We start from the raw sequence: 14,951 nt of genomic DNA, 5'->3' as shown, positions 1-14,951 counted from the left end.
TATTGTACAATACGCGAGCGGGGACGCTCGCACTACAATAAAAAAAATGCTTTTTACAAAACTGAGATGCTCCCCAGATGAAGCCCGATTGTTTTTAATAATACAGCTAAAATATTGTCGTAATAAATTACTTTAGGTTAAGAGAATCGCTAAAAATTTGGTAGCTGCTTTTGCTTCTATCTTAAAGGGAATCAAGCACAAAAGCCAGCCAAAAGTAAACATTCCTAAGATTGGTAAAAATATGGCTCCCACGGATGGTTCTACTAACCAAGCAAATAAAGCAAACATTCCGATACTGCCAGTTGTCCACAGCCAAAGAATCAGAAATCCTATAACAGTTTTATGTAAACTCATCCTAATTTTGATGGAACAACCGAACTGTTGAGTATGTATATCTCCTTGTATAATTGGGAACAATAAATGTCTCCCGATGATGATGCGATTAATTTTGAATGTTTTGCCATAAATCGTTCCTTCATAGGGTTTCGCAGGTGGCGGGCCAAAGGGTATAATTATTCTAAAAACTTTGGGAGGAGTAACAACTTCGTCCAACCTGCGTAAAACTTCCGAATAAGTCAAACTGGTGGTAATTGTTAAACTCTCAAAAGGAATAAATGACCTAAAAAATTTGACTATTTTGAGCATAATGTTCATCCGGCTGTTCAATAGTTGTTGCTGGTATTAATGCCTCTTCTCTAAAAAAGTTTTCCCTGACAACACCGCGAAATACCAGTATACTGCAAAATAAACATTTAGATGGGATGAGTGTTTTTCGCGCTATGTCAAAATTAATTCCACAATCTCCGATGAAACTTCGACAGTATCTATTTTTGCTCAAAGGTCGATCGATCCTTAGCCTCACCCTCGGCATAATTTCCGCGATTGGGAACATTTCGCCAGTATTTGCCGCACCTCCGCGTAATCCAGACAATGCAGAAACTTGCGACATTCTAGTAGCAGGCGGCGGGCTCGCAGGCGCTGCTACCGCTTACGAAGGTTTGCTGGCCGGGCGCACAGTTTGCCTCACTGAAATTACTGACTGGGTAGGCGGTCAAATTTCCTCCCAGGGAACTTCCGCACTCGATGAAAGAGATACTCAGCGATCGCTCTTATTTTACCCCCGTGGCTACCTAGAATTGCGGCGGCGGATCGAGGAACATTACGGCCGGCTAAATCCCGGAGGCTGTTGGGTTAGCTATTCGTGTTTCATGCCCTACGACGGTCACAAAATTTTATTTAACATCTTGCAGGATGCCGCTAGAAAAGGCAAAGGCACGCTGAAATGGTTTCCCAATACAGTTATTAAAGAACTAGCAATTACTCCTGCTGTGGCGGGGAATGCGGTTGGGGGTCAACAAATTAAAAGTGCGATCGCCATTCAACACAAACCCGCCGCCAACACCCCGCCAATCAACACCGAAACTCTTTCTCAGACTATCGAAGATGCCTATCGCTACGAAAATTCTCCGCGATTTAACAAAACTATTCTTCGGTTTATTCCTAAACCTCCTAACCAGTCAAATTCAAAACCTAGACCTGCTGATTGGTACGTTGTAGATGCCACCGAAACAGGTGAATTGATCGGACTTGCGGATGTTCCCTACCGCCTCGGAATTGACCCGCGTTCCCCTCTCGAACCTTCCTCAGCCAGCCCCACCGGCGACGCTTACTGCACTCAAGGTTTTACCTACACCTTTGCGATGGAGGCAACGAAGGAACCGCAGCAGCATCAAGTGCCGTCTTTTTATCAACAATACGCTCCTTACTACAGCTACGAATTGCAGAGATTGGCGAGCTTTCCTTTAGTTTTCAGCTACCGCCAAATCAGGAGCATGAGACCGGATCAAAAGCGACCTTCAGACCCGAAGCAATTCCCGATTTATCCGGGGGATATTTCGATGCAAAACTGGACTTGGGGCAATGACTATCGTCCCGGCAATTCTCAAGATAATTTAATTTACACTCGCGAGCAGTTGCAAGAGTCCGGTCAACTGCAACCGGGGGGATGGATGGGCGGTTTGCGAACGGAAACTTTGCGAAGAGGAGAGGAAAATGCCAAAGGATTTTTCTACTGGCTGGTAACAGGAACTACTGACTCGCAGCTAGGAGATGGAGTGAAAAAGCCTTATCCAAACAATCGTTTTTTGAGCGGTTTGAATTCGCCGATGGGGACGGTACACGGACTTTCTAAATATCCTTATATGCGGGAAGGCCGGCGCATTATTGGGCGACCGAGTTTCAATCAGCCTCAAGGTTTTACAGTGTGGGAAGTTGATATGTCTCGCACTGACTTTACGGCTGATTTTTACCGCCAGAATTTGTCGGAGGAAGAGTATCGGAAGTTGTTGTTAGCTGTGGGTGGTTTGAATGCGCCGGCTTTGGCTGTGGGAAGTCAATCTGTTGAGGATACAAAATCGCGATCGCGCGCTACGATTTATCCTGATTCTGTGGGTATCGGTCATTATGCGATCGACTTTCACCCCTGCATGACTAACAGTCCCCCGGAAGCACCGGGAAATACCGAACGGGAAGGCACTCGCAAAGGTCAAGGGCAAGCTTATCCCTTCCAAATTCCGCTGCGGGCAATGATTCCTCAGAAAATTGACAATATGTTAGTGGCGGGTAAAAGTATTGCTGTTAGCCACACAGCGGCCGCTGCTTATCGAGTGCATTCTTTTGAATGGTCTGCAGGTGTGGCGGCGGGAGTTACGGCTGCTTTTTCCCTAGAAAAGGGGATTCTACCTTATGAATTAGTGGACGAATTGCCGTCCCGCGAGCCAAACTTGGAAGTGTTGCAGTTGCGGTTGCAACAAAATGCTAATCCGATCGCCTTTCCGGGTACTTCTATTTTCAATAGTTCGTGGCAAAATTGGAAATAATCGCAGTTGGTAATCTGTAGGGCGGACATCCTGCCCGCCCTACAATAAAATGCACTCTTTGTGGAACAGGGTGGAACAGGCTTTCGGGCCTGTTCCTGACACCCGACAATTAACTCGTTACCAAGAAGAGCCTGCTAACCAGTGTAAAATAACCAATAATAAAATAGCTGATAAACAGCAATTTGTCATCCATCTTTCGATAGAAGCAATCAGACACTGCTTTAGTTGGATAATATCAATAATCTCAAAAATATTCCCCCCTTCCCCTTCAAACTCCCCAAAGGTAACGGTCATGACAACTGCACAGATAACAAGCCCCAATTCCAATAATGGTTATGCCAAACAGTTACTCAGAACCTTAGTAGCTGTCAAAAAAGGGGACTTTTCAGTTCGGATGCCCATAGACCAGACCGGTCTAGCGGGGAAAATTGCTGACGAACTTAACGACATTATCGAACTCAATGAGAGAATGGCGGCCGAACTCGATCGCATCGGCACAGTTGTCGGTAAAGAAGGCAAAATCGCCCAGCGGGCCACCATCGGCAGCGCCGAGGGGTCATGGGCAGCTAGCGTAAACTCTGTCAATACCCTAATTACAGATTTAGTGCAACCAACCTCTGAAACCGCCAGAGTAATTCGGGCCGTTGCAAAAGGAGATTTATCGCAAACCATCGCCCTAGAAATAGAAGACAGACCCCTCAAAGGAGAATTCCTCCAAACAGCGCAAATTGTTAACACAATGGTAGACCAGTTGAGCTCCTTTGCGTCGGAAGTAACGCGGGTAGCTAGGGAAGTAGGAACCGAAGGGAAATTAGGCGTGCAAGCTGAAGTTAAAGGAGTTGCCGGAACCTGGAAAGATTTAACGGATTCAGTTAACTCGATGGCCGGGAATTTAACAGCCCAAGTCCGCAACATTGCTGACGTGACAACCGCTGTGGCAAATGGCGATTTATCCAAAAAAATTACAGTAGATGTTAAAGGGGAAATTCTCGAACTGAAAAACACGATTAACATCATGGTGGATCAGTTGAGTTCCTTCGCCTCGGAAGTAACCAGAGTTGCTAGGGAAGTAGGAACAGAAGGGAAATTAGGCGTGCAAGCTGAAGTGCGGGGAGTTGCAGGAACCTGGAAAGATTTAACGGATTCAGTTAACTCAATGGCCGGCAATCTTACGGCACAAGTACGGAACATTGCGGAAGTGACGACGGCGGTGGCCAATGGTGACTTATCTAAAAAAATTACAGTAGATGTTAAAGGTGAAATTCTGGAGTTAAAAAACACTATTAACATCATGGTGGATCAGTTAAATTCCTTCGCATCTGAAGTAACGCGGGTGGCGAGAGAAGTAGGTTCCGAAGGCAAACTCGGCGGTCAAGCAGAAGTTAAAGGAGTTGCCGGAACTTGGAAGGATTTAACGGATAGCGTTAACTTCATGGCAGGCAGTTTAACAGCACAAGTGCGGAACATCGCTGAAGTAACAACCGCTGTGGCAAAGGGCGATTTATCTAAGAAAATTACCGTAGATGTAAAAGGGGAAATTCTCGAACTCAAAAACACCGTCAACACGATGGTTGACCAGTTAAATTCCTTCGCATCTGAAGTGACCAGGGTGGCTAGGGAAGTGGGAACGGAAGGGAAATTAGGCGTACAAGCTGAAGTGCAAGAAGTAGCAGGAACTTGGAAAGATTTAACGGATTCAGTTAACTCAATGGCCGGCAATTTAACAGCACAAGTCCGCAACATTGCTGAGGTGACGACGGCTGTTGCTAACGGTGACTTATCTAAAAAAATTACGGTACAGGTTAAAGGCGAAATTTTAGAACTGAAAAACACCATTAACGTGATGGTGGATCAGCTTAATTCCTTCGCATCTGAAGTAACCAGGGTTGCTAGGGAAGTGGGTTCGGAAGGTAAACTCGGCGGTCAAGCAGATGTCCGAGGCGTAGCAGGAACTTGGAAGGATTTAACGGATTCAGTTAATTTTATGGCGGGTAGTTTGACCGAACAAGTAAGGAATATTGCTGCTGTTACAACGGCTGTGGCAAATGGCGACTTGTCGAAGAAAATTACCGTCGATGTTAAAGGTGAAATTCTCGAACTCAAAAACACCGTCAACACGATGGTGGATCAATTAAATTCCTTCGCATCTGAAGTAACCAGGGTTGCTAGGGAAGTGGGAACCGAAGGGAAATTAGGCGTGCAAGCTGAAGTTAAAGGAGTTGCAGGAACCTGGAAAGATTTAACGGATTCAGTTAACTCGATGGCGGGTAATTTAACAGCCCAAGTCCGTAACATTGCGGAAGTGACAACGGCTGTGGCCAATGGCGACTTGTCTAAGAAAATTACAGTAGATGTGAAAGGGGAAATTCTCGAACTGAAAAACACGATTAACATCATGGTGGATCAGTTGAGTTCCTTCGCATCGGAAGTAACCAGAGTTGCTAGGGAAGTAGGAACGGAAGGTAAATTAGGCGTGCAAGCTTACGTGCGGGGTGTAGGGGGAACTTGGAAAGATTTAACTGATAATGTTAACTTGATGGCGGGGAATTTGACGGCACAGGTGCGGAATATTGCGGAAGTGACGAAAGCGGTGGCAAATGGCGATTTGTCTAAGAAAATTACCGTTGATGTCAAAGGCGAAATTCTTGAACTGAAAGACACTATTAACGTGATGGTGGATCAGCTTAATTCCTTCGCTTCTGAGGTAACGCGGGTGGCGCGGGAGGTGGGAACTGAGGGTAAATTGGGCGGTCAAGCTGAGGTGAAAGGAGTTGCGGGAACTTGGAAGGATTTAACTGACAATGTAAACTCGATGGCGGGTAATTTGACAGCGCAAGTGCGGGGTATTGCTAAGGTTGTGACGGCGGTGGCGAATGGCGATTTGAAGCGCAAATTAATGCTGGAAGCTAAGGGAGAAATTGCGACTCTGGCAGATACGATTAACGAGATGATTGATACGCTAGCGACGTTTGCCGATCAAGTTACTACAGTGGCGCGGGAAGTGGGAATTGAAGGGAAATTGGGCGGCCAGGCCAAGGTTCCGGGTGCGGCGGGGACGTGGCGAGATTTGACGGATAATGTGAATGAATTGGCGGCGAATTTGACTACTCAACTGCGGGCGATCGCCGAAGTGGCAATTGCTGTTACCAGAGGCGATTTAACGAGGTCAATTTCCGTCGCCACTGAAGGAGAAGTTGCCATTGTTAAGGACAACATTAACCAGATGATCGCCAATCTGCGGGAGACGACGCAGAAGAATACTGAGCAAGATTGGCTGAAAACCAACCTCGCTAAGTTCACTCGAATGCTACAAGGTCAGCGGGATTTAGAAACTGTTTCTAAACTAATTCTCTCAGAATTGACGCCGCTGGTTTCTGCTCAGCATGGCGTATTCTTTATGATGGAAGCTGTGGAGCACGATCCGTTTCTCAAACTGTTAAGTACCTACGCATACCGCGAACGCAAACAGTTAGGAAACCGATTCCATTTAGGCGAAGGTTTGGTAGGACAGTGCGCCCTGGAAAAGGAACGCATCCTGTTGACTGAAGTGCCGGAAAACTACGTTAAAATTGGATCGGGACTGGGAGAATCTACGCCGTTGAATGTCGTGGTTTTACCCGTACTATTTGAGGGACAAGTGACTGCAGTAATCGAGTTAGCTTCGTTCCGCCGATTCAGCGAAATACACTTGACATTTCTCGACCAACTTACAGAAAGTATTGCCATTGTTTTAAATACAATTGCGGCGAGTATGCGGACGGAAGAGTTGCTAAAACAGTCGCAATCTTTGGCAGAAGAGTTGCAAACTCAGCAAAAGGAACTAACGGAAACTAACAAGCGCCTAGAACAACAAGCGCAGTCGCTCCGCGCATCTGAGGAACTGTTGAAGAGTCAGCAGGAAGAGTTGCAGCAGACGAATGAAGAATTAGAAGAACAAGCTGAATTGCTAGCGCTGCAAAATAAGGAAGTTGAGCGGAAAAACCGAGATATCGAACAGGCGAGGGGGTTGTTGGAAGAAAGAGCGGAACAGTTGGCTCTAACTTCTAAGTATAAGTCGGAGTTTCTGGCAAATATGTCTCACGAGTTGCGAACTCCGCTGAATTCGCTGTTGATTCTCGCTCGATTGCTTTCTGACAATACTGAAGGCAATTTGACTCTGAAGCAAGTTGAATACACGCGCACAATTTACTCGGCGGGCACAGATTTGCTGGGGCTGATTAATGACATCTTGGATCTCGCTAAGATTGAATCAGGCACGATGTCAGTGGAAATTGAGCAAGTGTTGTTTGCGGACTTGCGAGATCATTTGGATCGGACTTTCCGCCAAATCGCCCAGGATAAGAAGTTGAGTTTTCAATTAGAGCTTGAGGGTGGGTTGCCAAAAGGTCTCTATACTGATGCTAAACGGCTGCAACAAGTTTTGAAGAATCTTCTCTCTAATGCGTTTAAGTTTACAGAACGGGGCGAGGTGAAATTGCGTGTCGAAGTAGCGCGGGCAGGGTGGAATTTAGAAATAGAAAGTTTAACGAGTTCCCCTACTGTTTTGGCTTTCTCGGTTAGCGATACGGGGATTGGGATTTCTCCTGAAAAACACAGGGTTATTTTTGAGGCTTTCCAACAAGCTGATGGTAGCACTAGCCGCAAATACGGGGGCACGGGTTTGGGTTTGTCAATTAGTAGAGAAATCGCTAATCTGTTAGGCGGAGAAATTAAATTGACAAGTCGCCCTGGTGAGGGTAGTAAGTTCACGCTTTATCTGCCCCAAACTTACCAAGAATCGCGAATAATGAATGATAAGCCATCGGGAATGGGCAAGCAAACGGCTCAATTGCCGGCTGCTATTTCTTCCGCAGTTCCTTCGCCGAATTTCCACTTGCCGATCGCCCCTTATCCATCACCGATTATCGCTGATGACCGAGAAAATATTGAGAGTGGCGATCGCGTGCTGTTGATTGTCGAGGATGATGTAAACTTCGCTCGAATTCTGTTGGATATGGCGCAGGAACAGGGTTTTAAAGGTTTGGTGGCTTTGCGGAGCGATATCGGTTTGGCGATGGCGCGAGAGTTCAAGCCAACTGCGATTATGCTGGATTTAAATTTGCCTGTGATGGATGGCTGGACAGTGCTCGATCGCTTGAAGCACGACCCAAGTACGCGCCACATTCCGGTTCACATTGTATCAGTTGAAGAAGGGCGGCAGCGCAGTTTGCAGTTAGGGGCGATCGCCTATTTGCAAAAACCTGTTAGCAGCGAAGCTTTGAGCAAAGCTTTGGCTGATATTAAGGGTTTTGTCGATCGGCGAGTCAAGAATCTGCTAGTCGTGGAAGACGACGAAACGCAGCGTCTGAGCATTGTGGATTTAATCGGCAATCACGATGTTTGTACAACGGCTGTGGGGAGTGGTGCAGAGGCGCTAGCAACTTTAAGATCGGGGCATTTTGACTGCGTTGTACTCGATTTGGGACTGCCAGATATGACTGGTTTTGAACTGATCGAGCAAATCAAGCAAGATGCAATTTTAAAAAGTCTGCCGATTATTATTTATACGGGCAAAGACTTGACGAAAGCCGAAGAAACTCAACTCAAGCGCATGGCGGAAACAATCATTGTTAAAGATGTGCGATCGCCAGAACGTTTGTTAGATGAAACAGCTTTGTTTTTGCACCGAGTCCAAGCAAATTTGCCGGAACCGAAGCGCCAAATGCTAGAGCAATTGTATCAAACCGATTCGACGCTCGCGGGCAAAACAGTCTTGATTGTTGACGACGATATGCGGAATATTTTCGCCCTCACGAGTATGCTGGAGCGCCATAAAATGAAAATTGAGTATGCTGAGAATGGCAGAGAGGGCATTGCTAAATTGCAAAATACGCCTGACATAAATATTGTGTTGATGGACGTGATGATGCCAGAGATGGACGGTTACGAAACAATGCAAGCCATTCGTAAAATGCCTCAATTTGCTTCCTTGCCAATGATTGCTCTTACTGCGAAAGCTATGAAGGGCGATCGGGAAAAATGTATCGAAGCGGGTGCGTCTGACTATATTACCAAACCTGTTGATACGGAACAGTTGCTCTCGCTGCTGCGTGTCTGGCTTTATCGATAATGAAGTCAGTTGTCAGTTGGCAGTTGACTGTTGGCAGTTGTCAACAGTCAACAGTCAGCAGTGAACAGTCAACAGTCAACAATGCCCAATAACCAATTACCAATTACAAATGTCCGAAAGCCATGAACTTGAAACAATCGAAATTCAACTCTTACTAGAGGGAATGTTTCGCTATTACGGATTTGATTTTCGCAATTATGCTCTTGCCTCTCTCAAGCGCCGTATCTGGAACACTATTCGCTCGGAACGGCTCACTACTGTCTCTGCACTTCAGGAAAAGGTACTTCACAATCCTGCTTACCTAGACCGTTTACTGCTGGACATTTCTGTCAATGTAACGGCGATGTTTCGCGATCCCAGCTTTTACATTAGTTTCAGAAATAAAGTGGTGCCGCTGCTGCGTACTTATCCTTTTATTCGGATTTGGCACGCTGGATGTTCAACGGGAGAAGAAGTCTATTCTATGGCAATCTTGCTGCAAGAAGAAGGACTTTATGACCGTTGTCGGATTTACGCTACCGACATGAATGAATTAGTTTTGAAAACAGCCAAAACTGGGATATTTCCGCTGAAACAAATGCAAGAATATACGCAACTCTACCACCAAGCGGGGGGCAAGAAAGCGTTTTCTGAGTATTACACTGCTGCCTATGAAAATGCGATTTTTAGGTCTTCACTTAAAGATAATATTGTCTTTGCTCACCACAACCTAGCAACGGATAATTCTTTTAATGAATTCAATGTTATTTTATGCCGTAATGTGATGATTTATTTCAATTCACACCTCCAAGAGCGGGTACACAAGCTTTTTTATGAGAGCCTGGGAATGTTTGGGGTTTTAGGGCTAGGACATCAGGAGTCTCTGACTTTTACACCTTATGAAAAATACTATGAACCAATTGAAAGTAGTGATAAAATCTACCGACGAGTTAAATAAAAAAAATTTTGAAATAGTGGTTGTTGGCACGTCTTTGGGAGGGCTAGAGGCTCTGACTGTGCTGCTGGCAGATTTGCCACAAACCTTTCCTTTGCCTGTAGTTATTGTCCAACACCGCCATAAGAGTTCTCAGAATAGGCTTACTTATTTTTTACAAAAGCAAAGCTCTCTCCAAATCACAGAGGCCCAAGACAAAGAGCCGATCGCACCGGGACGGGTTTACTTGGCTCCTCCTGACTATCACTTGCTAATAGAATCGCCCTCTGAGGAGGAGTTTAGCCTGTATGAAAACGACTTTACAGAACCGGGGGGCGTGGCAGTGGAGTCAACCCATAATTCAACATCCCCAATCCCGAATCGCGGATCTCCTACATTTGCACTATCAACTGAGGGGCCTGTCTCCTACGCGCGACCCTCCATCGATGTGCTGTTTGAGTCTGCTGCGGATGCCTTTGGGGAGAAAGCGATCGGGATAATTTTAACGGGAGCTAATTCTGATGGCAGTAAAGGGCTGGCAAAAATTAAAGCTGAGGGAGGATTGACATTTGTGGAGGAACCGGCTTCGGCCCTATGCGCGACCATGCCAGCGTCGGCGATCGCAAATGTTGAAGTAGACTGGATTTTACCCCTCTCTAAAATCGCTCCCTGTTTAGTCAATTTGCTAAGAATTAAAGATTAAAAAAATTATGAATGTGCAGCCCCCCCAGCGAGTAAATGTCCTTTTAGTTGACGATCGCCCAGAAAATTTGGTAGCTCTAGAAGCTATCCTCAACAGCCCCTCTTATCATTTAGTACAAGCTAATTCGGGCGCGGAGGCTCTGAGATGTCTGCTTAATGAAGATTTTGCGGTAATTTTGCTTGATGTGCAGATGCCGGGAATGGATGGATTTGAGACAGCAACATTGATTCGCTCTAGAGATCGATCGCGAGCGACTCCGATTATTTTTATCACAGCATTCAGCAGTAATGACACCCACGTGTTTAAAGGTTATTCTCTGGGTGCGGTGGATTACCTGTTCAAACCCTTGGAACCGGAAATATTGACCTCGAAGGTGCAGGTATTTGTGGAATTGTTCCAAAAAACAGTCGAGGTGAAACAGCAAGCAACACAGTTAGCTGCGGTTAATAGTGAACTAAGTAAAAGTGAAGAGCGGTTTCGCACTTTGTGTGCTTGTTCGCCGCTGGGAATTTACTTAGCTGACGTTGAAGGCCGCTGTACTTACATCAACCCGCGTTGTCAAGCGATTTGCGGGTTAACTTTGGAGGAAAGTTTGGTAGAGGTTTGGCAGCGGGAAGTTCATCCAGAAGATCGCGATCGCGTAGTAGCAGATTGGTTAGCTTGGATTAAAGAAAGCCAGGAATATTCTAACGAGTTTCGATTAGCTGGTAGCGAAACTGTGCGTTGGATTCACGTGCAGTCGTCACCAATGTTTTCGGATTTGGGAAAACTGATCGGTCACGTGGGCACGGTTAGAGATGTCACAGACCGCAAGCAAGCAGAGGAAGAACGCGGCCGACTAATCCGCGAACAAGTGGCGCGGCAGGAAGCGGAAAGAGCTAACCAGATGAAGGATGAATTTCTCGCTATTCTCTCTCACGAACTCCGTACTCCTTTAAATGCAATTCTCGGCTGGTCCAGGCTGCTTCGGGTGAAAAAATTTGACGAAGAAACTATTGATAAAGCTCTAGAAACAATTGAGCGCAATGCTAAATCTCAAGCTCAACTCATCGAAGATATTTTAGATGTTTCGCGGATTCTGCGGGGGAAACTAAATTTAAATATGCTTCCAATTCGGTTGGAATCTGCGGTCAAGCTGGCAATAGATTCTTTGCAGCCGCTGACTGAGGAAAAATCAATAGTCATAGAATTAACGTGCAGTCCAAATGTAGGTGAAGTTATCGGCGATTTCGATCGCTTGCAGCAAATTGTGTGGAATTTGCTGTCAAATGCGATTAAGTTTAGTCCGCAAGATGGTAAAGTACAGGTGCGGTTAGAGTCAGTGGGCGATGAGGCTCAAATTCAGATAATTGATAGCGGCATTGGTATTGAGCCTGATTTTTTGCCTTATGTTTTCGATCGCTTCCGCCAAGCTGATAGCAGCACAACTAGGTCTTACGGGGGTTTGGGACTGGGATTGGCGATCGTCCGTCACTTGGTGGAACAGCACGGCGGTAAGGTGCATGCAGAGAATAATCCGGGCGAGGGTGCGAAATTTACGGTGGCTCTACCTCTTGCACAGAGGAACGCCCTCGCGGATGACGATGATTGGTCACGCCTCAATGACCAGGCCCAGACCCTCCCCACTCTGGCTAATTTGCAATTGCTGGTGGTGGATGATGACGATGACACGCGGGAGTTTTTGATTGCTTTACTCGAGGACGAAGGAGCTATGGTGCGATCGGCGGCATCGGTGGCAGAGGCTCTAGCTGCACTGGAGAGTTATTGGCCGGATCTGCTGCTGAGCGACATTGGAATGCCGCAAGCAGACGGCTATGAGTTGATGGCGCGGGTGAGAGAAATGGAAGTGCTCAGGGGTGGAAAGATGCCTGCGATCGCCCTGACGGCCTACGCGAGAGAGGAAGAGCGCAAGCAAGCGCTGGAAGCGGGTTTCCAGATGCACTTATCTAAACCAGTTGACATAAGTAAGTTAATTGCCGCAATTGCTAACCTCACAGGAATGCTCGGAAATCCCGATCCAACTCACATCTTGCACGATGCTCAAGAACAGGCAAGATGCCTGTTCCACAAAGATTAGATTTTATTGTGGGGAGTATGGGTTGGGCAGGAGAGCCCGTCCGTGAAGGCTGATTGACAATAGTGCTATTCGGTGATTTCCAAGGGAATCGGCGGTTAAAACCGCTTTGTTGACCCCCAATCCCGTGCTGATTAGTGAGAAAAATATTAAGCTAGCTTAAAGGACAAGCGATCGACAGTTCGGAACAAGACACCCGTTTTTCCACAAAAAACTGGATATTTGCCGTTTTTTTGCTTCAACCTGCCGTCAAACTACAAAATTACTCGCCAATCAGTACATGAATATTTTTAGCAGTCTGCTTTCTAGCCCAACTCAAGCACCCCAAGTCAAAAAACAGCGTCGAGGCATTGAAATTAAGTCGGAACGCGAAATCGAAATTATGCGGCAAGCAGCGAAAATCGTTGCAACGGTACTCAAAGAAATTTCCCAAATGGTGAAACCGGGAATGACTACTGCTGATTTGGATGCTTATGCCGAAAAACGTATCCGCGAAATGGGGGCAACTCCGAGTTTTAAAGGCTATCACGGTTTCCCTGGATCGATTTGCTCTAGCATTAATAACGAAGTTGTTCACGGCATCCCCAGTCCCAAAAAGGTAATTCGGGCAGGAGATGTTCTCAAGGTAGATACGGGGGCATATTATCAAGGTTTTCACGGCGATTCTTGCATTACGATCGCAGTTGTGGAAGTGACTCCCGAATCGGCAAAATTAATCCGAGTCGCAGAAGAAGCTCTCTACAAAGGCATCGAACAAGTGAAGGCGGGAGCCTATTTGCTCGATCTGGCGGGTGCGATCGAAGATCATGTCAAAAGCAACGGTTTTAACATCGTGGAGGAGTTTACCGGCCACGGTGTCGGGCGAAATTTGCACGAGGAACCGTCGGTTTTCAATTTCCGCACGCGGGAAATGCCGAACGTGAAATTGCGAGCGGGCATGACATTGGCGATCGAACCGATTCTGAATGCCGGTTCTAAGTACACTCGGACGCTTTCTGACAAGTGGACTGCTGTAACCGTTGACAATGCTATGTCTGCTCAGTTTGAGCATACTGTGTTGGTGACAGAAACTGGCTATGAAATTTTGACCGATCGTTCAAAAGTTTAAGGGGAAAAAAAGACAATAGTTTTGAGTTTTGAGCTAAAGTTTTTATTCTGTAGGTTGGGTTGAGCGATGGCGAAACCCAACACCTTATTTAAAATGAAGATTTGGGCGGAGCGAAGCGTAGGGTTCGTTCCTCAACCCAACCTACAATATTTACTACAATATTTACACTATTAAGAAGGTAACAGAGATGTCAGCACGATTATTATTGGTAGACGATGAACCGGGCTTGCGGGAAGCAGTACAAGCTTATTTGGAAGATAGCGATTTTGCGGTTGAGGTTGCCAGTAATGCTCGCGATGGGTGGGAACTCTTGCAGCAGTACAATCCCGATTTGGTGATTTCAGACATTATGATGCCGCAGGTGGACGGTTATCAGTTTCTCAAGCAAGTGCGGGCAGATCCTCGCTATAAGGCTTTGCCGGTGGTATTTTTGACGGCTAAGGGAATGACGAGCGATCGCATTCAAGGCTATCAAGCCGGCTGCGATGCTTATCTTTCTAAGCCCTTCGATCCCGACGAATTAGTAGCAATAGTAACCAATTTGCTAGCCCGCCGCGCGGCTGCTAAGGAGACAAGCGAAAATCCTGAAAGTCCAGATATTGCTGCTTTGACAAGCCAAATGGCGAGAATTGAGTCTTTGCTGAGCGGCCGGAGTTCGATCGCCCAAAGTCCTTCGCCGATTAAAATTGATTTGACTCCGCGAGAACAAAGTGTTTTGGATTTGGTTGCTCAAGGTTTGATGAATAAGGAAATTGCCCGCCGCTTGGAAACTAGCGTGCGTAATGTGGAAAAGTACGTCAGCCGTTTGTTTAGCAAGACGGGTACTAACAGCCGTACTGAGTTGGTTCGCTTCGCCCTCGAACACGGCTTGACGAAATAGGAGTCCTCTCGACTTGGCTGGAGGCTGTGGCTTGCCGAGCTGCGTTACCAGGCTCTTCCTGGTAACGAGAATTATGCAAAAAATTAGAAATGTTAAGATTTGACACTCCCCAGCCTAAAGGCGTGGGGATTCTTAATTCATCGACTGACCTTTAAGCACCATGTCCTTGCGGCAGTCCTTAAACCTTTCAACCGTACAATAGTACAAATTGACGAGTCTAATTCACTGTTACCCCAGAGGGTCTATCTCCAAAAGCGTACTAGGATACAAGCCTAGAGTTTGGGT

General features: G+C 46.3%; 9 protein-coding genes. 7 read left to right on the top strand and 2 right to left on the bottom strand.

Features of this window, described 5'->3' with window-relative positions:
* Positions 1-132 precede the first annotated feature (132 nt).
* On the bottom strand, positions 133-654 hold the full coding sequence (locus tag QUB16_RS13750) for a hypothetical protein (protein WP_333316792.1): 522 nt from the start codon (positions 652-654) through the stop codon (positions 133-135).
* 152 nt (positions 655-806) lie between these two features.
* Here QUB16_RS13750 and QUB16_RS13745 point away from each other — a divergent pair, with 152 nt between their 5' ends.
* Positions 807-2,879: an FAD-dependent oxidoreductase gene (locus QUB16_RS13745; protein WP_333316790.1), complete on the top strand. Its 2,073-nt coding sequence runs from the start codon at positions 807-809 to the stop codon at positions 2,877-2,879.
* A gap of 117 nt (positions 2,880-2,996) precedes the next feature.
* On the opposite strand, the gene QUB16_RS13740 is transcribed toward QUB16_RS13745, so the two are convergent.
* Positions 2,997-3,173: a hypothetical protein gene (locus QUB16_RS13740; RefSeq protein ID WP_333316789.1), complete on the bottom strand. Its 177-nt coding sequence runs from the start codon at positions 3,171-3,173 to the stop codon at positions 2,997-2,999.
* Between QUB16_RS13740 and QUB16_RS13735 the strand changes: the two genes are divergently transcribed.
* The 6 genes from QUB16_RS13735 (at position 3,172) to QUB16_RS13710 (ending at position 14,666) form a co-directional block, all read left to right on the top strand.
* Positions 3,172-8,988 carry a HAMP domain-containing protein gene (locus tag QUB16_RS13735; protein WP_333316787.1) on the top strand — a complete coding sequence of 1,939 codons (5,817 nt, stop codon included), beginning with the start codon at positions 3,172-3,174 and terminating at the stop codon, positions 8,986-8,988. The genes QUB16_RS13740 and QUB16_RS13735 overlap by 2 nt on opposite strands.
* A gap of 109 nt (positions 8,989-9,097) precedes the next feature.
* Positions 9,098-9,925 carry a protein-glutamate O-methyltransferase CheR gene (locus QUB16_RS13730; protein ID WP_333316786.1) on the top strand — a complete coding sequence of 276 codons (828 nt, stop codon included), beginning with the start codon at positions 9,098-9,100 and terminating at the stop codon, positions 9,923-9,925.
* Positions 9,879-10,604: a chemotaxis protein CheB gene (locus QUB16_RS13725; RefSeq protein ID WP_333316784.1), complete on the top strand. Its 726-nt coding sequence runs from the start codon at positions 9,879-9,881 to the stop codon at positions 10,602-10,604. Before QUB16_RS13730 ends, QUB16_RS13725 begins: the two co-directional genes overlap by 47 nt.
* Before the next feature lie 7 nt (positions 10,605-10,611).
* Positions 10,612-12,681 carry a response regulator gene (locus QUB16_RS13720; protein WP_333316782.1) on the top strand — a complete coding sequence of 690 codons (2,070 nt, stop codon included), beginning with the start codon at positions 10,612-10,614 and terminating at the stop codon, positions 12,679-12,681.
* Positions 12,682-12,958: 277 nt separating this feature from the next.
* Positions 12,959-13,786 carry a type I methionyl aminopeptidase gene (gene map / locus QUB16_RS13715; RefSeq protein WP_333316780.1) on the top strand — a complete coding sequence of 276 codons (828 nt, stop codon included), beginning with the start codon at positions 12,959-12,961 and terminating at the stop codon, positions 13,784-13,786.
* 187 nt (positions 13,787-13,973) lie between these two features.
* A complete protein-coding gene (locus QUB16_RS13710) occupies positions 13,974-14,666 on the top strand; it encodes a response regulator transcription factor (RefSeq protein WP_333316778.1) in 693 nt (230 codons plus the stop codon).
* Positions 14,667-14,951: the final 285 nt, after the last annotated feature.

Origin of the sequence: Microcoleus sp. D3_18a_C4 (assembly GCF_036702415.1) — a bacterium.
Taxonomy (GTDB): Bacteria; Cyanobacteriota; Cyanobacteriia; order Cyanobacteriales; family Microcoleaceae; genus Microcoleus.
Note: the sequence above shows the minus strand (reverse complement) of the source record. Positions and strands in the feature narration are given on the sequence as shown.